The sequence below is a fragment of the Niveispirillum irakense DSM 11586 genome, assembly GCF_000429645.1.
In the GTDB taxonomy this organism is placed as follows: Bacteria; Pseudomonadota; Alphaproteobacteria; order Azospirillales; family Azospirillaceae; genus Niveispirillum; species Niveispirillum irakense.
The window spans coordinates 32,643-55,091 of the sequence record NZ_AUCG01000005.1 but is presented as its reverse complement, the minus strand read 5'-3'; the positions used below and the strand labels follow the sequence as shown (position 1 = coordinate 55,091).

The 22,449-nt window shown below is 62.8% G+C and carries 20 protein-coding genes, 1 tRNA gene and 1 pseudogene; 17 read left to right on the top strand and 5 right to left on the bottom strand.

Features of this window, described 5'->3' with window-relative positions; genetic code table 11:
- Positions 1 to 52 precede the first annotated feature (52 nt).
- The 9 genes from tssB (at position 53) to G473_RS0102630 (ending at position 11,142) form a co-directional block, all read left to right on the top strand.
- Positions 53 to 562 (top strand): type VI secretion system contractile sheath small subunit, encoded by a 510-nt coding sequence (gene tssB, locus G473_RS0102670; RefSeq protein WP_029011831.1) that lies wholly within the window; start codon positions 53 to 55, stop codon positions 560 to 562.
- Positions 562 to 2,055, top strand: coding sequence for a type VI secretion system contractile sheath large subunit (gene tssC, locus G473_RS0102665; RefSeq protein WP_029011830.1), 1,494 nt, complete (start codon positions 562 to 564; stop codon positions 2,053 to 2,055). Before tssB ends, tssC (G473_RS0102665) begins: the two co-directional genes overlap by 1 nt.
- Entirely contained in the window at positions 2,055 to 3,509 is a 1,455-nt protein-coding gene (gene tssC, locus G473_RS24730; RefSeq protein WP_084437587.1) for a type VI secretion system contractile sheath large subunit, read from the top strand. The genes tssC (G473_RS0102665) and tssC (G473_RS24730) overlap by 1 nt, the downstream gene beginning before the upstream one ends.
- A 97-nt stretch (positions 3,510 to 3,606) precedes the next feature.
- The gene (locus G473_RS0102655) at positions 3,607 to 4,404 is read left to right on the top strand and encodes a type VI secretion system accessory protein TagJ (protein WP_029011829.1); all 798 of its coding nucleotides are present in this window, start codon (positions 3,607 to 3,609) and stop codon (positions 4,402 to 4,404) included.
- Between the two features lie 4 nt (positions 4,405 to 4,408).
- On the top strand, positions 4,409 to 4,897 hold the full coding sequence (tssE, locus tag G473_RS0102650; protein WP_029011828.1) for a type VI secretion system baseplate subunit TssE: 489 nt from the start codon (positions 4,409 to 4,411) through the stop codon (positions 4,895 to 4,897).
- Positions 4,890 to 6,707: a type VI secretion system baseplate subunit TssF gene (tssF, locus tag G473_RS0102645; protein WP_029011827.1), complete on the top strand. Its 1,818-nt coding sequence runs from the start codon at positions 4,890 to 4,892 to the stop codon at positions 6,705 to 6,707. Before tssE ends, tssF begins: the two co-directional genes overlap by 8 nt.
- On the top strand, positions 6,704 to 7,759 hold the full coding sequence (gene tssG, locus G473_RS0102640) for a type VI secretion system baseplate subunit TssG (RefSeq protein ID WP_029011826.1): 1,056 nt from the start codon (positions 6,704 to 6,706) through the stop codon (positions 7,757 to 7,759). The genes tssF and tssG overlap by 4 nt, the downstream gene beginning before the upstream one ends.
- A gap of 198 nt (positions 7,760 to 7,957) precedes the next feature.
- Entirely contained in the window at positions 7,958 to 10,615 is a 2,658-nt protein-coding gene (gene tssH, locus G473_RS24725; RefSeq protein ID WP_245579973.1) for a type VI secretion system ATPase TssH, read from the top strand.
- Positions 10,616 to 10,665: 50 nt separating this feature from the next.
- Positions 10,666 to 11,142 carry an Hcp family type VI secretion system effector gene (locus G473_RS0102630; protein ID WP_029011825.1) on the top strand — a complete coding sequence of 159 codons (477 nt, stop codon included), beginning with the start codon at positions 10,666 to 10,668 and terminating at the stop codon, positions 11,140 to 11,142.
- A gap of 17 nt (positions 11,143 to 11,159) precedes the next feature.
- Here the strand turns inward: G473_RS0102630 and G473_RS29765 are convergent.
- Together G473_RS29765 and G473_RS0102625 are read right to left on the bottom strand one after the other, a co-directional pair.
- Positions 11,160 to 11,575: pseudogene (locus tag G473_RS29765) on the bottom strand (integrase core domain-containing protein); the annotation flags it as partial.
- A 149-nt stretch (positions 11,576 to 11,724) separates the two neighbouring features.
- Positions 11,725 to 11,801, bottom strand: a tRNA-Pro gene (locus G473_RS0102625).
- Positions 11,802 to 12,012: 211 nt separating this feature from the next.
- Here G473_RS0102625 and cutA point away from each other — a divergent pair.
- Positions 12,013 to 12,327, top strand: a complete 315-nt coding sequence (cutA, locus tag G473_RS0102620; RefSeq protein WP_029011824.1) for a divalent-cation tolerance protein CutA — start codon at positions 12,013 to 12,015, stop codon at positions 12,325 to 12,327.
- Between the two features lie 53 nt (positions 12,328 to 12,380).
- Positions 12,381 to 13,601 (top strand): MFS transporter, encoded by a 1,221-nt coding sequence (locus G473_RS0102615; RefSeq protein WP_029011823.1) that lies wholly within the window; start codon positions 12,381 to 12,383, stop codon positions 13,599 to 13,601.
- A 46-nt stretch (positions 13,602 to 13,647) separates the two neighbouring features.
- On the opposite strand, the gene G473_RS0102610 is transcribed toward G473_RS0102615, so the two are convergent.
- Positions 13,648 to 14,940: an O-acetylhomoserine aminocarboxypropyltransferase gene (locus G473_RS0102610; RefSeq protein ID WP_029011822.1), complete on the bottom strand. Its 1,293-nt coding sequence runs from the start codon at positions 14,938 to 14,940 to the stop codon at positions 13,648 to 13,650.
- Between the two features lie 147 nt (positions 14,941 to 15,087).
- Between G473_RS0102610 and G473_RS24720 the strand changes: the two genes are divergently transcribed.
- On the top strand, positions 15,088 to 15,570 hold the full coding sequence (locus G473_RS24720; protein ID WP_051329812.1) for a PaaI family thioesterase: 483 nt from the start codon (positions 15,088 to 15,090) through the stop codon (positions 15,568 to 15,570).
- Positions 15,571 to 15,617: 47 nt separating this feature from the next.
- Here the strand turns inward: G473_RS24720 and G473_RS0102600 are convergent, their stop codons facing one another.
- Positions 15,618 to 15,839: a hypothetical protein gene (locus G473_RS0102600; RefSeq protein WP_051329811.1), complete on the bottom strand. Its 222-nt coding sequence runs from the start codon at positions 15,837 to 15,839 to the stop codon at positions 15,618 to 15,620.
- A 348-nt stretch (positions 15,840 to 16,187) separates the two neighbouring features.
- Here G473_RS0102600 and rplM point away from each other — a divergent pair, with 348 nt between their 5' ends.
- Positions 16,188 to 16,652 (top strand): 50S ribosomal protein L13, encoded by a 465-nt coding sequence (gene rplM, locus G473_RS0102595; RefSeq protein ID WP_029011820.1) that lies wholly within the window; start codon positions 16,188 to 16,190, stop codon positions 16,650 to 16,652.
- 4 nt (positions 16,653 to 16,656) lie between these two features.
- Complete coding sequence (gene rpsI, locus G473_RS0102590) at positions 16,657 to 17,139, top strand: 30S ribosomal protein S9 (RefSeq protein WP_035705145.1); 483 nt, start codon at positions 16,657 to 16,659, stop codon at positions 17,137 to 17,139.
- Between the two features lie 137 nt (positions 17,140 to 17,276).
- Here rpsI and G473_RS0102585 read toward each other — a convergent pair whose 3' ends face one another.
- Complete coding sequence (locus tag G473_RS0102585) at positions 17,277 to 18,482, bottom strand: TolB family protein (RefSeq protein ID WP_029011818.1); 1,206 nt, start codon at positions 18,480 to 18,482, stop codon at positions 17,277 to 17,279.
- 128 nt (positions 18,483 to 18,610) lie between these two features.
- On the opposite strand from G473_RS0102585, the gene G473_RS0102580 reads away from it, so the two are divergent.
- The 3 genes from G473_RS0102580 to ribB all read left to right on the top strand — a co-directional run bounded on the left by G473_RS0102580 (position 18,611) and on the right by ribB (position 22,441).
- A complete protein-coding gene (locus tag G473_RS0102580; protein ID WP_029011817.1) occupies positions 18,611 to 20,536 on the top strand; it encodes a hypothetical protein in 1,926 nt (641 codons plus the stop codon).
- A 163-nt stretch (positions 20,537 to 20,699) separates the two neighbouring features.
- The gene (locus tag G473_RS0102575) at positions 20,700 to 21,293 is read left to right on the top strand and encodes a riboflavin synthase (protein WP_029011816.1); all 594 of its coding nucleotides are present in this window, start codon (positions 20,700 to 20,702) and stop codon (positions 21,291 to 21,293) included.
- Positions 21,294 to 21,298: 5 nt separating this feature from the next.
- Complete coding sequence (gene ribB / locus G473_RS0102570) at positions 21,299 to 22,441, top strand: 3,4-dihydroxy-2-butanone-4-phosphate synthase (protein WP_210163209.1); 1,143 nt, start codon at positions 21,299 to 21,301, stop codon at positions 22,439 to 22,441.
- The last annotated feature ends 8 nt before the right edge of the window (positions 22,442 to 22,449 follow it).

Sequence of the window (22,449 nt, the reverse complement as noted above, 5' to 3'; positions counted from 1 at the left end):
CACCCCGATGACCACGCTCTGATCCAACCCTTTAGTTCTCAGGAGAAGTGAAATGGCCAGTGTGCATGACAAGCTGGAGCGGGTCCGTAAGCCCCGGGTACATATCAAGTACGAGGTCGAGACCGATGGCGCGATGGTGGAGAAGGAGCTTCCCTTCGTCGTCGGCGTCCTGGGCGATTTCTCCGGCGATCCGTCCGACGACGTGAAGCCGCTGAAGGACCGCAAGTTCATCCAGATCGACCGCGACAATTTCAACGACATCCTGGCCCGCATGGCGCCGCAGCTTCGCCTGCGCGTGGCCAACGAACTGGCCGGCGACGGCAGTGAAATGGCCGTGGAGCTTAAATTCGCCTCCCTTGAGGATATGGAGCCCGGCCAGATCGTTCAGCAGGTGCCGGCCTTGCGCGAACTGCTGGAAACCCGCAACCAGCTCCGCGATCTGCTGACCAAGGCCGACCGTTCCACCCAGCTTGAGGACCTGCTGGAGCAGATCCTTCAGGACGATGCGCAACTGCGCAAGCTGTCCGAGCAACTGACCGCCCAGCCCGAAGAGGTGAAGTGATGTCCGCCCAAACGCTTGTCTCCCCCCGTTCCGAGGCGGAAACCCTGGAAGGCGGCTTGTCGCTGCTGGACCAGGCCATCAGCGCCACCAAGCAGACCGAGCCGTCCCGTGTTGAGGAACTGCTGCGCACCCTGACGCAGGAGGCGCTGAACGGCACCGTCACCTACAGCCGTAACTTGACCTTGACCATCAATGAGGCGGTTAAGGCGCTGGACGCCAAGCTGTCCAAGCAGCTTGCCGCCATCATGCACCACCCTGACTTCCTGAAATTGGAAGGAAGCTGGCGCGGTTTGCATCACATGGTGATGAATACTGAGACCAGCGCCAACCTGAAAATCCGCGTCCTGAACGTGCGCAAGCGCGAACTGATGAAGGATCTGTCCAAGGCGGTGGAGTTCGACCAGAGCGAACTGTTCAAGAAGCTCTACGAGAACGAGTTCGGCACGCCGGGCGGTGAGCCCTATGGCATGCTGATCGGTGATTATGAATTCACCAACCATCCCGAGGATGTGCAGATGCTGACCAGCATCTCGTCCATCTCGGCCGCCGCCTTCGCGCCCTTCGTGTCGGCTGCCAGCCCGAAGCTTTTCGGTTTTCAGGATTTCCGGGATCTGGCCAAGCCGCGCGATCTGGAGAAGATCTTCGACACGGTCGAATATACCCAGTGGCGCAGCTTCCGGGACAGCGAGGACAGTCGTTTCGTCACCCTGACCATGCCGCGCGTCCTGGCGCGCCTGCCCTATGGGTCGAACACGCTGACCATCGATGAGTTCAATTACGAGGAAACGCCGCCCGGCAGGGACGGGCGCAACCAGTCGCAGGAGCATGACCATTATTGCTGGATGAACGCGTCCTACGTTATGGGTGCGCGCATGACGGAGGCGTTCGCCAAGTATGGCTGGTGCACCGCCATCCGCGGTGCGGAAGGTGGGGGCAAGGTGGAAAGCCTGCCAACCTATATCTTCACCAGCGATGATGGCGATCCGGACCAGAAATGCCCGACGGAGATCGGCATCACCGACCGTCGCGACGCCGAATTGGGCAAGCTGGGCTTCCTGCCGCTCTGCCATTACAAGAACACTGACTATGCCGTGTTCTTCGGCGCCCAGACCGTACAGAAGCCCAAGAAGTACGACCGGCCTGACGCGACGGCCAACGCCGCCATCTCCGCCCGCCTCCCCTATATGATGGCGACCTCGCGGTTCGCCCATTACCTGAAGGTGATGGCGCGCGACAAGATCGGCTCCTTCCTGGAGGTCGAGGATTGCGAGGCTTGGCTGAACCGCTGGATCAACAATTATGTCAACGCCAACGAAGGGGCCGGCCAGGAGATGAAGGCCGCCTATCCGCTGCGTGAGGCGAAGATCACGGTGAAGGAAATCCCCGGCAAGCCCGGCTCCTATAACGCCATCGCCTGGTTGCGGCCTTGGCTGCAGATGGAAGAGCTGACCACGTCCCTGCGCATGGTGGCCCGCATCCCGAGCAAGCAATAATGCATCAAACCCTGGAGTTGACGCCCCCGACCAAGGCGGCGCCGGCGGGTAACTCACCCGTCCGGCACCCCGCCCCGGCCACGGGGGGCGCCGACTGGCGCGCGTCCTTGCGTCGCCATCCCGACAAGCGGCTGATCATTGACCAGATGATCGCCGCCATTGACCGGCTGCTGACGGCGCAGGTGAACGCCATCCTGCATCATCCGCGCTTTCAGCAGTTGGAGGCCTCCTGGCGGGGCCTGCTTCAGCTTGTCGAGACGGCGGCGTCGGCGCGGGCGGTGAAGATCCGCATGCTGGACGTGGCCTGGCGGGAACTGGCGCGCGATTTGGAACGATCGATCGAGTTCGACCAGAGCCAGCTTTTCGCCAAGGTCTACAATGAGGAATTTGGCACGCCGGGTGGGGAGCCATTCGGCCTGCTGATCGGCGATTACTATGTCCGCCATAATCGCAGCGCCGATCACCCGACCGACGATGTGGGAACGCTGAAATCCATCGCCGCCGTGGCGGCGGCAGCCTTCTGCCCCTTCGTCACCAGTTGCTCGCCGGCTCTGTTCGGGCTGGACAGTTTCAGCGACATGGGCGGCACGGCGGACCTGTCGCGGTCCTTCGACGGGCCGGATTTCATCCGCTGGCGGGCCTTGCGCGATGCCGACGATGCACGGTTCGTCGGTTTGGCCCTGCCGCGCATCCTGATGCGCCGGCCCTATGGCCACGATCCGTCCCGTGTCGACGGGTTCCGCTTCGCCGAACATGCCGGGCGGCCGGGTGCGAGAGATTATCTTTGGGGCAATGCCGCCTTCGCCTTCGCCACGGTGGCGATGCGGGCCTACCATCATTATGGCTGGTTCGCCGATATCCGGGGCGCGCCGGAGGAGATGGATACGGGCGGCGTCGTCATGGACTTCCCCGGCCACGCCTTCCCATCCTTTGGCCATTCTGGCCCGACGGCAGCACCGCTGGAGGTCTATCTCTCTGATACCCAGGAAAAGCAGTTGAGTGAGATGGGCATGGTGCCGCTGTCGCGCGTCGGCTACCTGGATGCCTGCGTCTTCTACAGTACCCAATCCCTGCACAATGCCAAGACATATGACCGGGCCACGGCCACGTCGAATGCGCGGCTGTCGGCGATGCTGCAATATGTCCTCTGCGCCTCACGCTTCGCCCATTACATCAAGCTGATCGGCCGCGACAAGATCGGCTCCTTCGCGACCGCCTCGGATTTCGAGGATCACCTGCGCAACTGGCTGCGCAGCTATTGCCTGGGCAATGATGATGCTGCCACCGCCTTCAAGGCCCGCTATCCGCTGCGCGAGGCGGAGGTGCAGGTGCGCGACATTGCCGGCCGGCCCGGCGCCTTCGGCTGCGTCATTCATCTGAAGCCGCATTTTCAACTTGACGACATCCAGACCAGTTTCCGCCTGGTGACGGAACTGGTGGGGCCGCAGGCGTGACGCGTGAAGTTTCTTCCTGCCTTCCCCCCTTTTCGCGGGGGGAGGCAGCTTGTCGAAGCCAAGCTGCAAGTCTTTTTCCTGTAAGGAATTAACGTCCATGACCGCCACCGCCCTGCAAGACCGCATCGATGCCGATGACCTGCCCGGCGCCATCGCCACCGCCACCGACAAGGTGCGCCAGTCGCCGACCGACCGTGCCGTCCGTTTCCGGCTGGCCGAACTGTTCTGCATCAATGGTGACCTGGAGCGCGCCGATGCGCAGCTCGCCATCCTGCTGAACCAGGCACCGGAGTTCCAGCGCCGGGTCAGCGTCGTCCGTCACCTGATCCGGGCAGAGACGGCGCGCCAGGACTGGTATCGCGCCGGTCGCCCGCCGGAACTGCTGCGTGAGGCGACGCAGAGCGTGCGCCTGCATCTGGAGGCGGGGGTGAAGTGGCGGGAAGGAGACGCGAAGGCTGCTGCCGATCTCTATGCCCAGGCGGAGGTGGCGCGTATTCCCGCCACCGGCCAGGGGTTCGACGATTTTCGTGATTTGGATGACAGTATCGGTGGCCTGCTGGAACTGCTGACCATGGATGGCCGCTATCTGTGGGTCGATCAGGGTGATGTGGCGGGGCTGGATTTCGTGCCGGGCAAGCACCTGCTGGATTTGATCTGGCGGGAGGTGCGGGTGACCATGAATGACGGCACCGCTGGCACCCTCTACATGCCCGCAATCTATGCCGGCATCGCGCCGGACAGTGCCGGCTTCAAGCTGGGCCGCGCCACCGACTGGATCGACGACTGCGACGGGCTGGTACGAGGCAAGGGGCAGCGCTGTTTCCTCGTCGGCGACCGTGCCGTACCGGTGATGGAACTGACGGGTCTGCGCTTCCAAAGCCGTGAGGCCGCGTAAGACCATGCCGCCGGCCCCCGTCACCATCACCCCCTCCGTCCTGGACCGTCTGTTGCAGCCAGTGGAAGGCCCGGCCCTGCGTCAGGTTGGCTGGAACACCGCACTGGCCCAGTTGAAGCAGGCGATCCGTCGCGACTTGGAGGCACTGCTGAACACCCGCCGCCGGCCCGGCGTGCCGGGCGGGGAGATCGGGGAACTGGCGCGCAGTCCCCTGCGCTACGGTATCCCCGACTTCACAGCCATCAACATGGCGACAGCCGAGCGACACGTCCTGTTCGGTCGCGCCCTGGAAACGGCGATCCGCCATTTCGAACCGCGTCTGGCTGCCGTCTCTGTTTCCGTCATTTCCAGCGACCATGCGCTTGACCGTACCCTGCGTTTCCGGGTGGAGGCGGTGATCCGGGTGGAGCCGTCGCCGGAGCCCATCGTGTTCGAATCCGTCTTCGATCCGGTCAGCCAGACCTTCTCCATCAAGAGTGGCAGCCATGCCTGATACGTTCCTTTCCTTCTATTCCCAGGAACTGGCCTCCATCCGGCGATCCGCCGCGCAGTTCGCGTCCGACAATCCTAAGGTCGCCGGCAATCTGCGTGTCAGCCCGAATGCCGTGGACGACCCGCATGTCGCTCGGCTGATCGAAAGCTTTGCCTATCTGACAGCGCGCGTGCGCCAGAAGCTGGATGATGATTTCCCGGAACTGACCGACGCCCTGCTGGGCATGCTGTATCCGCATTACGTGACGCCCATGCCCTCCATGGCCGTGGTGCAGATGAAGGCGGCACCGGAACTGACCGGCAGCCATGCCGTGCCGCGCGGCGCGGCGCTGGAAACGGAGCCGGTGCGCGGCGAGCCCTGCCGTTTCCGCACCACCATGCCCACGGAAATCTGGCCGATCCATGTGACGGCGGCCAGCTTGGCCTCCATGCCAGCCGCCGCACCTCTGGTGCCGGTCGCGCGTCAGGCCAAGTCCGTGCTGCGCCTGAAAATCGCCTCGACCGCCCAGGGCATGAGCCTGACGGAACTGGGTCCGGATCGGCTGCGCTTCTTCCTGAACGGCGCGCCCGAGGTGGTGTACCGGCTGCATGAACTGCTGCTGAACAATGTGATCGGCATGGCGCTGGTGGAGGATGTGAATGATCCGATGCCAGTGACGCTGGGGCCAGATCATCTGTCGGCGGTGGGGTTCGAGCCCGACGACGGCATGGTCCCCTATGGCCCGCAATCCTTCATCGGCTACCGTCTGTTGTCGGAGCTGTTCGCCTTTCCGGAAAAGTTCCTGTTCGTCGATTTGCGCGGCCTGTCGGCACGTATCCTACGGGGCGTGGGCAAGGAGATGGAGATCTATCTCTATCTGGACCGCGCTTGGCCGGAGGGGGAAAAACTTGTCCGCCCGGCCGTGTTCGCGCTGGGTTGCGTGCCGGTGGTCAACCTGTTCCGCCAGGCAGCGGAGCCGATCATCCTGGGCCATGAGGTCAATGAATATCTGGTGCAGCCGGATGCAAGGCGGCCGGAGGCGCGAGAAATCTACGCTATCAACCGCGTCACTGCCTCTTCCCCACGCGGGGAAAAGGTGGAAATCACCCCGCTCTATGGCAGCCACCAGTCGGCCCGCCCCGACCGGCAGCAGCATTTCTGGCACGCGATGCGCCGTCCGCGATCCAGCCGTGATCCCAGCACAGATATGTTCCTGTCCCTGGTCGATCTGGGCCTGAACCCTTCGGTCCCCGCCGACTGGACGGTGAGCGTGGAGACGCTGTGCTTCAATCGCGACCTGCCAGCCCAGCTTCCCTTCGGGGGCGGGCATCCGCAATTCATCCTGTCCAATGGCGGCCCGCTGCAATCCATCGTCTGCCTGACGCCGCCGACGCCGGTGATCCGGCCAGAGACGGGCAATGGCGCGCGCTGGCGGCTGATATCCCACCTGTCCCTGAACCATCTATCACTGGTCGAGGGGCCGAATGGGGCTGATGCGCTGCGTTCCATCCTGCGGCTTTACGATCTGAAGGATACGCCGGAAACGCGTGCCCTGGTCGATGCCGTCATCTCGGTCAGCGCCAAACGAGCGACGGCGCGAGCCCCACATACCGATGTCGCCACCCTGTGCCGGGGCCTGGATATCGAGCTGGTGTTGGATCCTGAGCGCGTGGGCACCACTGGCATCTTTCTGCTGGCAGCCGTGCTGGAGCGTTTCTTCTCCCTCTATGCCAGCATCAATTCCTTCACTCGACTGGGCCTGCGCGCCAAGGGACGCAGCGAACTGACGGCGCGCTGGCCGGCGCGGATCGGTGGCGGGTTGGTGGTATGAGCCACGCCACCAACCCACCCCCGCTCATCGATCTGCTGCGCGATCAGCCGCAGCGGTTTGATCTGTTCCGCGCCGTGCAATTGCTTGAACGGCAATTGACGGCGGCGAACGAGGATGGAAACGATTCCGACCTTCCGGTTCGGTTTTCCGCCAATGCCTCGCTTAGTTTCCCCGCCCATGAAATCCAGCGGCTTTCACTGCCGGGTCCAGGGGAGGAGGGGGATGGTCGGGCCGGCATGGCACTGAACCTGATGACCCTGACCGGCCCGGTATCCGCCTTGCCGCAGGTCTATACCGAAACCATCATCCGCAGCCTGAAGGACCGTACGCCGGGGTTCGCTGCTTTCCTGGACCTGTTTAACGACCGGATCGGGGCGCTGTTCTTCCAGGCTTGGCGGCGCTATCGGCTGCCAGCGCTCTACGAGCGTCATGGTCTCTCGGGCAGTGATCCCGCCACCATGGCGCTGCTGTCCATGGCCGGTTTCGGCACCGCCCATCTGCGCGGACGCTTGTCGGTGCGTGACGAGGTGATGGTCTATTTCGCCGGTCTGTTCAGCCAGCAGCCACGTGCCGCCGTTTCCCTGGAACGGATGCTGGCCGATGCCTGCGGGGTGCCCGTTCAGGTACGCCAGTTTCATGGCCGCTGGATCGCCATTCCGGCGTCCGAACAGACCTGCCTGCAGGGTAGCTTCGGACAGTTGGGCGGTTACAACCGTCTGGGCGTGGATAGCGTGGCTGGTGCCCGCATGTGGGATGTGCAGGGGCGTTTTCGTCTGATCCTGGGCCCGCTGTCACGGCGACAGTTCCAGGACCACCTACCCGGCGCGGCAGGCCTTAAGCGTCTGGTCGAACTGACCCGGCTCTATGTCGGAGCCGGGCTGGATTTTGACGTACAGCTGATTCTGCGCCGCGATGACGTTCCCGACTGTGTCTTGGATAGCCACCCGACTGCCGGGGTGCGTTTGGGGTACGACGGCTGGCTGAGCGCATTTCCGATGGTAAGAGATCCGGATGATACAGTGATCGATGTTAGTGGTATTGATGAGTGTTGACTGTACTTTAGAAATAAAAAATATCTTGGTTCAGAAGTGGTAATCCCAATATCGGGTTTATATGGTTGAAAATTTCAGTATCTATAACGTTATTCAATTTTGATTCTTTTAAATGATGCAATTATTTACGAATTGTGACGCTTCGTTCGGCTCTGCGCCATCTAACCTTATCGAACACAGGCGGTAATCATGGATGCGATGGATTTGAGAACCCTGGTGGCAAGCCTGGATGAATATTCGCGCCGTGCGCTTGAGGCTGCAGCCGGTACCGCCATGGCCCGCAGCCATTATGAGATTGAGATCGAGCATTGGTTGCTGGCTCTGCTGGATCGGCCCGATGGCGTGCTGGCGCCGGCGCTGCGCCGTCTGGGGGTGACCGAAGATGCGCTCCGCCGGGTTCTGGAACGCGCCCTGGAACGCTGCCGCACGGGCAGTAGCCGACCGCCGGCCTTTTCCCCGCGCGTGGTGACGCTCATGCGCGAGGCGTGGCTGGTCGCATCGCTGCGTTTCAAGGCTGCTTCCGTCAGCCCACTGCACCTGCTGTTGGCGCTCTGCCAGGATGAGCGGGGCAATTTGGCGATGGGTGATCTGGCTGGATGGCTAGCCGATCTGGACCGCGCCGGGCTTGAAGCCATGGCCGCCGTCGATCCAGCCCGCCAGACGGGCGCCGAGGGCGGCGCGGCACCGCCGCACACCGGTGGCCGTATGCCCAACCTGGACGCCTATACGATCGACCTGACCCAGGAGGCCCGTGACGGTCGCATCGACCCGATCATCGGCCGCGATGCCGAAGTGCGGCAGGTGGTGGATATTCTGACCCGTCGCCGCCAGAACAACCCGATCCTGGTGGGCGAGGCGGGCGTCGGCAAGACTGCCGTTGTGGAAAGCCTGGCCCTGCGCATCGCAGCCGGTGACGTGCCTGCCGCATTGCGCGAGGTTTCCATTCGCACCCTGGATCTGGGGCTGTTGCAGGCCGGGGCCGGAGTGAAGGGGGAGTTCGAGAACCGCCTGAAAGGCGTGATCGACGAGGTGAAGGGATCGCCCAAGCCGGTGATCCTGTTCGTGGACGAGGCGCATACCCTGATTGGTGCCGGCGGACAGGCTGGGCAGGGCGATGCTGCCAACCTGCTGAAGCCCGACCTGGCCCGCGGTGCGCTGCGCATGATCGCCGCTACCACCTGGAGCGAGTATAAGCGCTATGTCGAGCGCGACGCCGCCCTGACCCGCCGCTTCCAGCCGGTGAAGGTGGAGGAGCCGGATCCCAGGATGGCCATCGCCATGATGCGCGGTCTGGTGCCGACCCTGGAGCGCCACCATGGTGTGCGCATCCTGGATGAGGCGGTGCGGGCATCCGTACATCTCTCTCACCGCTATATCAGCGGCCGGCAATTGCCCGACAAATGCGTCAGCCTGCTGGACACCGCCTGCGCCATGGTTGCCATGAGCCGGGCCGGCACGCCGGAGGCACTGGAAGCCTTGGGCCGCGACGTTGAAACCATCGAGGCCGAACAGGCCGTGCTGATGCGGGAAACCCGCCTGGGTACCGACCATGATAACGCCCTGGATGCGCTGGCCGAACGGCTGGCGGACGTGCGGGCCCGCAAGGCGGAACTGACCGGACGCTGGGAGGCCGAACAGGCTCTGATCGGCAAGATTGCCGATACCGGCGCCAGGTTGGAGGACCCGGATGCCGCAGTTCTGGACGAGGACGAGGCGATGGGCCTGCGGGAGCGGCATGCGACCTTGCGCCGCGAACTGGCCGCCCTGCAGGGGGAAACCCCGCTGCTGCATGATGATGTGACGGCCGCCGCCGTGGCCAGCGTCGTCGCCCGCTGGACCGGCATCCCGGTCGGCCGGATGCTGTCCTCGGAGGTGGAGAATGTGCTGGGCCTGGAAGACCGGCTGCGTAAGCGGGTGGTGGGCCAGGATGGCGCGCTGGGTCTGATCGCCGATGTGCTGCACACAGCGCGCGCCGGCATCCATGATCCGCGCAAGCCGCCGGCCGTGTTCCTGCTGGCCGGCCCCAGCGGCGTCGGCAAAACGGAAACAGCCCTGGCGCTGGCCGACATGCTCTATGGCGGGGAACAGAGCCTGACCGTCATCAACATGTCGGAATTCAAGGAAGAGCACAAGGTGTCCCTCCTGATGGGTTCCCCGCCGGGCTATGTCGGTTATGGCGAGGGCGGGGTGCTGACCGAAGCCGTGCGCCGCCGTCCCTATGGTGTGCTTCTGCTGGACGAGATGGAGAAGGCCCATCCCGGCGTGCAGGACGTGTTCTATCAGGTGTTCGACAAAGGCATCCTGCGCGACGGCGAAGGGCGCGACATCGATTTCCGCAACACCACCATCCTGATGGCATCCAATGCCGGTGCCGACCTGCTGATGGCGCTAGGGGGCGATCCCGACACGCTGCCCGATGCGCATGGGCTGGCCGGGATGCTGCACCCGGAATTGCTGAAACATTACAAGGCGGCTTTCCTGGGCCGCGTCACGCTGGTGCCCTATCTGCCGCTGAGCGGCGATCAGTTGCGCGCCATCATCGATATCCAGTTGGAACGGCTGCGGGCCCGTGTGCGCCAGACCTATGGCGCCGGCCTCACCGTTTCCACCGCCGTCGTGGAACGGCTGCTGGCCCGCTGCGGTGAAGGCGACATGGGGGCGCGTGCCATCGAGCATGTGCTGTCGCGTTCGCTTATGCCGGCCCTGTCGCGGCGCCTGCTGGAAAGCTTGGCCGCGCGGCAAAGCATTGCCGCCGCCAAAGTCGATTGGGATGACGCCGCCGGCGACTTCCGCATCGACCTCGACATGGTGCCCCAGCTCGGCTGGGATAGCCGACCGGCCAGTTCGGCGGCCTGAGCATCGGTCACCCTTTCATCTTGTCCTTTTCATCAAACGAGGAGCGTCTCATGCCCATTTACGTGCAGATCGAGGGTATCGCCGGCGATGCCACCCATCAGAACCATCAGCAGTGGACGGACATCAAGACCCTGGAATGGGGTGTGTCCCGCCACATGAACACGCTGGCCGGTGCCACCAACAACCGTGAAGGCTCCGAGCCCTCGGTGGGTGAGGTGAAGCTGACCAAGACCAGCGACAGTTCCTCGGTCAAGCTGTTCTCCCAGGCCTGCTCGGGCCGCAACGGCGTGACGACGAAGATCCATATCGTGTCTTCCGGCAATCCGGGCGACACCTATATCGAGTTCACCCTAACCAACACCTTGATCTCCTCCTACAACATCGTTGCCACCAACGATCGCCCGGAAGAGGAGATCACGCTGAACTTCACCAAGGTGGAGATGAAGTACATCCCGTACGACAGCCAGCACAATCCGCAGTCGCCGATCATCGCCTCCTACGACCTGGCGACCACCAAGTCAGCCTGATCCGTGAAAACGGACGTTTAGCAATTTCGGGAGCGGGTGGCGCAATGCCACCCGCCCTTTCTGTTTGCATCGCCGGGAGCCTCCCACGGCGATACCTGTGTTATCCTGTATGCATAGAAGTTGGCTTCGGCTTCTGCGGGTGGGATGTTTCCGATTGGCTCGAGCAGGTGTCGGTTGTTGAACCAATTGACCCATTCCAGCGTGGCGTATTACACGGCCTCGACACTGCCCCACGGCCCGCGACGGTGGATAATTTCGGTCTTGACCAGTCCGTTGACCGTCTCCGCCAGGGCATTGTCGTAACTGTCACCGACGCTTCCGACCGAAGGTTCGATGCCGGCTTCTGCCAGCCGCTCTTTTAGCGAATGAACAGATATTGGGACCCACGGTCGCTGTGGTGAACCAGGCCCACGGCTTTGGCGGGGCGGCGATCATCTTGGCTGATCGCGGGGGGCTTTGAGAGCGTAGGTGCCTGCGCGACTTACACCCAAAATTTACACCCAAGCCAGAAAACACGAAAGCCGCCGTCATGTCTGACGGCGGCTTTTCGCTGTAAGCCCTTGGGGTACAAGGGAGAGAGAATGGTCGGAGCGACAGGATTCGAACCTGCGACCCCTAGACCCCCAGTCTAGTGCGCTACCAGGCTGCGCCACGCTCCGACCTCTCTGGAACAACCGGCGTTTGACCCGCCGTCGTTCGGGCGCGGACTATATCCACGACGTTCCGGGGATGCAATGAAGATATCGCATTCTTTTAACTTTTTTTCTGAGGCCGATTTTTTGCCTGTGCAGATGGGAAGCGGCCTTGTCATTTCCGCTGGAAGCGGGCTCCTGCAAGCGCGCTACAGTCCCAACCATCGTGGAGGGGTAAATGGCGATGATCCTGGCTTATATCACGGTGCCGGATTTGGAGACGGGCCGCCGGATCGGTGAGGCCCTGGTGGCGGAGGGGCTGGCAACCTGCGTGAATCTTCTGCCCGGCATGGAGAGTATCTATCGCTGGCAGGGTAAGGTGGAACGGGCGGATGAACTGGTATTGATCGCCAAATTGCCTGCTGACGGGTTCCAGGCCTTGTCGGACAGGGTACAGGCACTGCATCCCTATCAGGTCCCCTGTATCATCGCCTTGCCCATTACCCACGGTCTTCCAGCCTATCTGGCCTGGCTGGCGGGGGACGGTCTCTAAGAGTCTCTTCCCCACTTATATATATGTATTGCCGTTGAAAGGAGGGTGACGCCATGGTCGCCGATCAGCGTTCCGCCCGATTATCCATCACCTATTCCTGCATCGGCCACGCCACCATGCATGTCATGACGGTGCTGTACCTGACCGTGGTGCTGGAGTTGGAGCGCGAATGGCGGATGGATTACGACACGCTGATCCAACTCTGGACCTTCGGGTCGCTGCTGGTCGCCGTGGGCGCGCCGCTGGCCGGCTGGCTGGGGGATCGCTGGTCGGATGCCAAGATGATGGTGGCCATGTTCATCCTGTCCGGGCTGGGCGCGCTGGGGGCGGCCTTGTCCGATACGCCGGACCAACTGATGTGGTCCCTGGCGGTCATCGGTCTGGGCGGATCGATCTATCATCCGGTTGGCATTTCCTGGATCGTCAAGAACGCGGTTAATCGCGGTCGGGCGATGGGAATCATGGGGATTTTCGGCAGTGCTGGCGTGGCCGCTGGCGCGCTGATCGCCGGCGGGCTGACGGAGTTGGGCGGCTGGCATCTGGCTTTCCTGGTGCCGGGGCTGGTGTCCCTGGCGTTTGGAGCCGTGCTGCTGTTCCACATTGCGACCGGTGCCGTGGTGGACCGCAAGGCGGACCTGACCACCAGCGCCGCGCCGGCCCGGGATCAGGCGGTGCGCGCCTTCATCCTGCTGTCGGTGACGATGATGTGCGGTGGCCTGATCTTCAACGCCCTGGTCACCATCGTGCCGAAATGGTTCGACATCGCCGTCGGTCCCGCCATGGCCGGCAGTGTGCTGGGGGTGGGCGGTCTGGTGACCTTCATCTATCTGCTGGGGGCCTTGCCGCAGTTCCTGGGCGGCGTACTGGCCGACCGGCTGTCTGTGCGCCGTATCTATTTGTTCTGTGCGCTGGGGCAGATCCCGCTTTATCTGCTGTGCTATGTCACGCTGGGTTGGTCGTCGGTGCTGTTGGCGGCCATTGTCGTGTCGCTGATGAATATGCAGATCCCGGCGGAGAATCTGCTGCTGGCCCGGTACACGCCGGCGAAATATCGCGGCATCGCCTATGGTTCCAAATTCGTGCTGAGCTTTGGCATGGCCCCGGTTGCGGTCCAGCTTGTGGCTTGGGCCTATGGCCGGACGGGCGGGCCGGAACTGGTGTTCATCGCCCTGTCCGGGCTGGCACTGCTGATTTTGCTGGCGGCCCTGGGCCTGCCACGGGAGCAGAAAAAGGTCGCGATGGCTGATACCGCGCGGATGGCGGGCGCGGATTGAAAAATGTCGGCCCGGCACCATGGGGTGCCGGGCCGATTCTCCTTCATTACGCTGTCAGGGCGGCTTCCAGATCGGCGATGATATCGTCGATGCTTTCCAGGCCGATGGACAGGCGCACCACATCCGGTCCGGCACCGGCGGCCACCTGTGCTTCCGGGGAAAGCTGACGATGTGTGGTGCTGGCCGGGTGGATGATCAGCGACCGTGTATCGCCGATATTGGCGAGATGGCTGAACAGCTTGACCGCTTCCACCAGCTTCACGCCCGCTTCATAGCCGCCCTTCAGGCCGAAGGTGAAGACGGCCCCGGCCCCCTTGGGCAGATAGCGCTGTGCCAGCGTGTGATAGGGGCTGTCCGGCAGGCCGGCATAATTCACCCAGGCCACGGCCGGGTGACGGGAGAGATATTCCGCAACGCGCTGCGCGTTGGCGCAATGCCGCTCCATCCGCAGGGCCAGCGTCTCTGCCCCGTTGATGCCCAGGAAGGCATTCAGCGGCGCCATGGAAGGTCCCAGATCGCGCAGGCCGATGGCATGACCATAGATGGTGAAGGCGGCGGGGCCGAACGTTTCAGTAAAGCGCTTGCCGTGATAGCCGGGTTCGGGCTCGCTCAAGGCTGGGAACTTGCCATCCTTGGCCCAATCGAATTTGCCGCTGTCGATCACCACCCCGCCGACAGAGGTGCCGTGGCCGGTCAGGAACTTGGTGGTGGAATGGACAACCAGCGTCGCCCCGTGCTCAATCGGGCGGCAGAGATAAGGGGTGGCCAGCGTATTATCGACGATCAGCGGGATGCCCGCCTCGTCCGCCACCTTGGCGATGGCGGCGATATCGCTGACCACGCCACCGGGATTGGCCAGGCTTTCAATAAAGATGGCCTTGGTCCGCGGCGTCAGCGCCCGGCGGAAATTCTCCGCATCATCACCATCGACGAAATGGCACTTCCAGCCGAAGGCGCGGGGGAAACTGTTGGCAAACTGATTCAGCGAGCCGCCATAAAGTTTACGGGCGGCGATGAATTCGTCTCCCGGCCCCAGAAGCGGGAACAGGGCCAGCATCTGTGCCGAATGGCCGGAGGCCGTGCAGGTTGCACCCGCACCGCCTTCCAGATCGGCCAGCCGGGCCTCCAGCGTGGCGACGGTCGGGTTGGTCAGGCGGGAATAGATGAAGCCGACCTTCTCCAGATTGAACAGGGTGGCCGCATCCTCCACATCGTCAAAGACGAAGCTGGAGGTCTGATAGATCGGCGTGGCCCGGGCACCGGTCGCCGGATCGGGTGCGGCACCGGCATGGATGGCGCGGGTTTCAAAACCCTGGGGACGGGAGGATTGATCGCTCATGGGGCGTTTCCTGTTTCTTTATGCCGGCTTATGCTGCCAGCGACGCGAAATCGGGCTTAGGAAACGCGAAACGACTTCAGGTTTCAACGAGAAGATTTCGACATTTTATGTCGCGCTGTCGAAAAGGACTTTCACGGGAGGGCCGGTATGGGGATGGAAAATCAGGCAAAAGCAGCCATCCGCCGCGATGATTTCATCGCGCTGCTGGATGAACATATGCCGCAGGTCCGCCAGGGGGGATTAAGCGTCCGTGCCATGGAGCGGGGCCTTTGCACCATGGTCGCGACCCCGCAGCCGGACATGGTGCGGGCCGGTGGCACCTTGTCGGGACCGACCATGTTCGCGCTGGCCGATGTCGCGCTTTATGGCGCGGTGTTGAGCATGATCGGGCCGGAGCCCTTGGCCGTCACCAGCAATATGACGATCACATTTCTGCGCAAGCCCCCGATCCGGCCGCTGGTGGCAGAGGCCCGTATCCTGAAACTGGGCCGCAAACTCGCTTATGGCGAGGTGCTGATCCATTCCGAAGGGGAGGGGGAAGAGGCCGGCGAGCTTGTGGCCCACGCCACGGGAAATTACGCAATCCCCAGCACGCTATCGGCAGAAAAAGAGAAAATGGAAAGGGCGTGAACAGGAAAAGGGAGGGGCCATACTCTGGCCGCCGCCCTTTGTCCGGATCAGTTCCGCTTCTTGGTTTCGTGCAGGACGGCACCAGCGCCGGCGCCTACCAGGCCACCGGCAACCGTGCTGCCGACATTGCCACCCAGCACCGCGCCTGTGCCGGCGCCAATCAGGGCGCCGCTGCCGGCGCGCTCTTCCATCGAGTTGCCACAGGCCGACAAAAGCAGGGCGGCCGCAGCCATGGCGCCGGCGATCCCCAGTTTCTTATGCTTGTGCATGGTTCGCTCCTTCATCATTCACGCAAAATCACGCACCCCGCTGAATGAACGGTTCTGACCCTGTTGGGTTCCCGGCCTGCTCCGCCATGTTGGTGGTATTGCTGCTGCAACGGCCCCATGCCCTGCCCGCATGCGTCGGACCGATAGGGTCTGATCTATGATTGGGTGTGCCAAATTATCGTTATAAATCAAATGGTTTGAATATGAGGTATTATAATACCGTTTTGTAGCATATTGGCTTTACGTCTTTTTTTGCTTGCGGTGGAAGGCGTATCGACGTACATCACCCACCGCTTCGGTGCTGCCCCGGTGGGTGGCGCCTTCATCCGTTCAAGCCCGAGTGCTCCGATGAAGACCTTTAACCTGAAGCCGTCCGAGATCGAGAAGAAGTGGATTCTCATCGATGCGGAAGGCGTTGTCCTGGGTCGTCTCGCCAGCCAGATCGCTATGATTCTGCGCGGCAAGACCAAGCCCACCTATACCCCGTTCCTGGATTGCGGTGACAATGTCATCGTTATCAATGCCGAGAAGGTCGTCCTGACCGGCAACAAGCGGGACGATGCCATGTTCTACTGGCACACTGGCTTCCCGGGCGGCATCAAGGGCCGTTCCGCTGGCCAGATCCTGGACGGTCGCTTCCCCGAGCGCGTGATCCTGAAGGCCGTTGAGCGCATGGTTCCGCGCGGCCCGCTGGGTCGTCGCCAGATGGGCAATCTGCGCGTCTATGCTGGTGCGGCTCACCCGCACGAAGCCCAGGCGCCGGAAGTGCTGGACATCGCTGCCATGAACGCCAAGAACAAGCGGAGCGCCTAATATCATGGCCACCATCAACAGCCTCGCTGATCTGAAGGCCGGCGCCGCTGCTGCCGTCGCCGCCGAGCCGGCCGCCCCGGTTGAGCCGAAGCTGGACAGCTTCGGTCGCGCTTACGCTACCGGCAAGCGCAAGGACGCCGTCGCCCGCGTGTGGGTGAAGCCCGGCACCGGCAAGATCACCGTGAACGGTCGTGAGCTGGCGGTTTATTTCGCCCGCCCCGTGCTGCGCATGATGATCAACCAGCCGTTCCAGATCACCAGCCGCGTCGAGCAGTTCGATGTGGTTGCCACGGTCTCCGGCGGTGGTCTGTCCGGTCAGGCTGGCGCCCTGCGCCACGGCCTGTCCAAGGCTCTGACCTACTTCGAGCCGGGCCTGCGTCCGGCGCTCAAGGCCGCTGGCCTGCTGACCCGCGATCCGCGCGTCGTCGAGCGTAAGAAGTACGGTAAGGCCAAGGCCCGTCGTAGCTTCCAGTTCTCCAAGCGCTAATCGCGTTTGGTTCCCGGTTCGCCGGGTTTGTACGGAGAAAGGGCGCTCCCCATGTGGGGGCGCCCTTTTTCTTTTGTGCTTTGCGGCGTTGGATATGTCCCCTTGCGGGCAGGAACCCGCAAGGGGATCAGCCTGGGTTACCGGGTGGCCGGAATCGGCACCAGCATAAGGTCCAGTTTCTTGCCCTGGGACAGCATGCCGGACTGGATCAGGATGTGTTTTCCGTCCGGGCTGAAATTGGGATGGGTATGGTCGGGCCGCATGAAATGGCCGCTGCTTAAGACGGTGCGCGCACCGGTCTTGCGGTCGATCAGGGTGATAGTGCCATCGAAATCATCGCCCACGGCCCAGCGTCCATCCGGGGTGCCGTCGCTGTGCCAGAAGCCGCGCCCCTCGTTCTGCCCCAGATTCTGCACCGATCCATCCCGCAGATTGATCACCATGATACCGGTGGGGCGCTGGCGCAGTTCCGGCGTATGGCCCATCAGGTTGAACATGACATGGTCGGCATCGACCACCACCTCATGCGTCACCCAATCTGTCGGTGCTTCCGGGAACAGGGGACGGTTGCCCGTACCGTCGGCCTTGACCACATGCATGCGCTGCGGGGCATCGCCGCCGGTTTCCTGACAATAAATGATCTCGCCGGGGACGAACGGGTTGGCCTGGACATGGCCCATGCGGAAGGGCACGTCGATCACTTTGCGATACTCACCGGTTTGCAGATCGACGGCGCGGATGCCACTGGGAACCTGGGGAACGGGGCCGCCTTGCGGGCGGGGCGGCGGGTCTTCCAGTACCACACCCAGATAGGCGGTCTTCTCATCCGCATCCAGCGTGAAGCCGCCGGAATCACGATAGTCAGCCGGCAGCAGCGCCATTTCCCGCTCATAGCCGCCCTTGGTGACCTTACCGGCGGCGCTGTCCGCGAACAGTTTGTCCAGGTCCAGTTCAATCAGCCGGGTGCGGCCATCCTGTGTCCGCAGGTAATAGAGCTTGTTGGACCGGCGGGCCACATTCAGCGTACCGATATTCACGCCCGGCCCCTCGGTCAACTGGATGATGGTGCCGGTTGCCTGTTCTACGGCGAATGCTTGCCCGTTGCCATCTGCTGCCCGTTTCGACGACCGGAAGATGATATGCCGCCCATCCGACGTCCATTGCGGGTGGGTCTGGTAGATTTTGGAATCGCCGCCTGGATTGCTTGTCAGCACGGTCAGCGTCGCCTTGGTGATCGGGTCCACGATCTCCCGCTTTTCCGATGGGAAGCGCTGTCCCACTTCCGCATAGGCCGCTTGTAGCGGCAGGGCCGTCAGCATCAGGGCCAATGCCATCTTCCGCATGCGTTTCTCCCTTTAATCTCATATTTTGAAACAAAAACTTATGAAATGGGATTTTACCGGCAATGATTGTTATGCGCCACCCACCATGTTATTAGTCATATAAATAAAAAGATGAATGGGATGGGAATATGCTGCTGCGTCGTCCTTATGCTGTTGCTGTCGGGCTTCTCACACTGGCTTTGACGGGGGGAGGGGCGCTGGCCGCTGACGGCCCTTCGGCTGCCCTATCCACCCGCTTTACCGAAGCGGTGGCCACGCAATCCTGGCCCTTGGCGCAGGTGGCGCCAAGCGTACCGGAAGACTGGTCGGGGGCGAAATTCCTGATCCTGGAAATGAAGGCCAGCACCAGCCAGCGGTTTGAACTGGGGTTGGAGACGGCGGACGGCTTTGTCTCCAAGCGTATCCACCCGCTGGCCAATGTCTGGGTGCGGGCGTCCATCCCGCTGCATTTCTTCCGCCAGGGGCTTGGGGATGGGGTCGATCTGGCGGCCACAGTGAACAAGCCGCGCGATTCCTATTGGATCAATGTGGAGGCGGGCGGCCATGGCCCAGTGCGCAAGGTGACGGGCATGCGCCTGACCATGCGCTATCCGGTTGATGCGCCGACCCTGGAAATACGCGCCGTGCGTCTGGCGACCGAAGATCCCGGCGATGCGATCCTGGATGGTCAGCCGGTCCTGGACCGGTTCGGTCAATATGCCCGGCTGGACTGGCCGGGCAAGGCGCATGATGAGGCGGGTTTGCGCCAAGCCTGGCAGGCGGAAAGCGCAAATCTGGCCCAGACCCCGGCGCCGGCGGACCGTACCCGCTATGGCGGCTTTGCCGATAAGCGGGCCAAGGCGACCGGCTTTTTCCGGGTGGAAAAGATTGACGGACGCTGGTGGTTTGTGGACCCGGAAGGGGCCTTGTTCTGGTCGGCTGGTATCAATGGCATCGGCCCCGGCCCCAGTACCCGGATCGCGGGCCGGCAAGCCATGTTCGAGGGAGTGCCGCCGGGCGACAAGCCCGTCAGTTTCCACCGGCTTAATCTGATCCGCCGCTATGGCGACCAATGGCAGGCGCCCTGGGCCGTTGATACGGTGCGGCGCCTGCGGTCCTGGGGCATCAATACGACCTACGGGACGCTGATCGCCGATCATGGCGCCGGTGATGCCAAGGTGCCCTATGTCATCACGCTCCATGGCTGGCAGACGGAAAATTCCATCATGGGGATGCCGGATGTCTATTCCCCCGTCTTTGAACAGCGGGTGGACAGGATTGCGGCCGAACAGCTTGCCCCCCGGCGGGATGATCCCTGGCTGCTGGGCTATTTCATCGGGAATGAACCGCCCTGGCCGGCGCGCGAGGCGCAATTGGTGGATATGGTGCTGGCCGGCCCGCCCTCGGCCCTGCAACAGCGGTTTCGTGACGGGCTGAAGCAGGGCGATACGCCGGAAAAGCGGCGCGAACTGGTGCTGGCGGCCTTTGCCCGCTATCTGGAGGTGATCAACAAGGCCGTGAAACGGCATGATCCCCACCATCTCAATCTTGGCATCCGTTTCGGTGGCACGCCCCCGATGGATGTGGTGCGGCTGGCCAAGGACTTTGATGTCTACAGCATGAACAAATATCGCTGGGCCCCGCCCACCGATATGCTGGATGAGATTGCTACCGACCTGAAGCTGCCCATCCTGATCGGGGAATTCCATATCGGCGTGCCGGAGCGGGGTCTCGCCCCCGGTCTGGTCCAGGCGATGAACCAGCAGGAGCGGGCGCAGGCCTATCGCTATTATGTGGAAAATGCCGCTGCCCATTCGTTCGTGGTGGGGACGCACTGGTTCCAATGGGTGGATCAGCCGGCCACCGGGCGTAGTGATGGGGAGAATTACAATATCGGCTGGGTGGATGTGACGGATCAGCCCTATCCTGCCCTGGTTGCCGCATCGAAAGAGATTGCTGGCCGTGTCGCGGGTATCCATGCCGGCACGCTTGCCCCCACGGACCGCCGCGCCGCGGCGTCCCAGGCGGGCACACCGGCCGATTCCATCAATCTGGGCGTGCCCGCCATTCAGTAGCGACAAGGTCGCCTCCAGCCCGCGGATGGCTCCACCTCCAGGCTTGTTTTCCCCCGTGCCCCGGCGCATGGTCTGGGGCCGTGCCGGTGCGCCCGCGTGCCATGCGCGCGGCGCAACCATCTAGCCCTCGCGAAAGCGACCTCCACCGCCTAGGTTAAGCAGCATGTTTACGGGAATCATCACCGATATCGGCCGCATCGCCGAAATTGACGATCGTCGTGGCGACCTGCGCCTGACGATTGCGACGTCGTTCGACCTGGATGATGTGGCGCTTGGCGCTTCCATCGCGTCCAATGGCGTCTGCCTGACTATGATTGAGAAACTGCCCGGTGCCTACCGTGTCGATGTATCGGCGGAAACCATCGCCAAGACGACGGTAGGGGACTGGAAGGTCGGCACCCCGGTCAATCTGGAACGGTCGCTGAAGCTGGGTGATGAACTGGGCGGCCATCTGGTTTATGGCCATGTCGATGGCGTCATCAAGGTTGTGTCGGTCACGCCGGACGGGGACAGCCACCGCTGGCGTTTCCAGGCCCCGCCCAGCCTGTCGCGCTTCATCGCGGCCAAGGGGTCCGTGGCGCTGAATGGCGTGTCACTGACCGTGAACGAGGTCGATGGCGATATTTTCGGCGTCAACATCATTCCCCATACGGCGCAGCAGACTACATTTGGTCAGACGGCCGCTGGTGACAGCATCAACCTGGAAGTCGATATGCTGGCGCGCTACGTGGCGCGTCTGGTGGGAAAAGAGGCGTAATAACAATGTCCGGCCATGAGAGCCGCCTGTCGGCGGAAGACCAGCCCGTGTTGAGCACGACCGAAGAACTGATTGAGGAAGCCCGCCAGGGCCGCATGTTCATCCTGGTTGATGATGAAGACCGGGAGAATGAGGGTGATCTGGTTATCCCTGCCCAGATGGCAACGCCTGAGGCGATCAATTTCATGGCCCGCTATGGCCGCGGCCTGATCTGCCTGACCATGGACAGCCAGCAGATTGAGCGGCTGCGCTTGCCGCTGATGGCGCAGCAGAACGGCACCCGCCACCAGACTGCCTTCACCGTCTCCATCGAGGCGCGGGAAGGGGTGACGACGGGTATTTCCGCCGCGGACCGTGCCCGTACCATCCAGGTCGCCATCGACCGTCAGGTCGATCCGCGCGATATCGTGACGCCGGGTCATGTCTTCCCGCTGCTGGCCCGCGATGGCGGCACGCTGGTCCGCGCCGGCCATACGGAAGCCTCGGTCGATTTCGCCCGGCTGGCCGGGTTGAACCCGTCCGGCGTGATCTGCGAGATCATGAATGATGATGGCACCATGGCCCGCATGCCGGACCTGGTGAAGTTCGCCCAGTTGCATGGGCTGAAGGTCGGCACCATCGCTGATCTGATCGCTTATCGCCGCCGTACTGAAACCATCATCGAGCGCAGCTATCGCACCACGCTGGAAAGCCATTTCGGTGGCCGGTTCGAGCTGGTTGTTTATCGTAACCGCATGAGCGGCGCTGAGCATATCGCCCTGGTGAAGGGTGATGTGGCCGCTTCCGGCCCGGTGCCGGTGCGTATGCATGCGCTGGATATCGTCAAAGATCTGCTGGGGGATACCCGTCATGGTCCGCGCGGCGGCCTGGAAGGGGCGATGCGCACAATTGCCGGGGAAGAGCGGGGCGTTGTCGTCATCATGCGTGATGCACAGCCCTTCTCCCTGTCCGACCGGCTGCGCAATGTCGATAATGGCAATCTGGAACCGGGTGGCGAGTTGCGCGACTATGGTATCGGTGCCCAGATCCTGAATGATCTCGGCGTCAAGGAGATGGTGTTGCTGAGCAATACCAAAAAGACGGTGGTGGGCCTCGAAGGCTATGGGTTGACCATTGTCGGCCAGCGCGCGATACCGTCCGCCTCTTGATCCCCGCA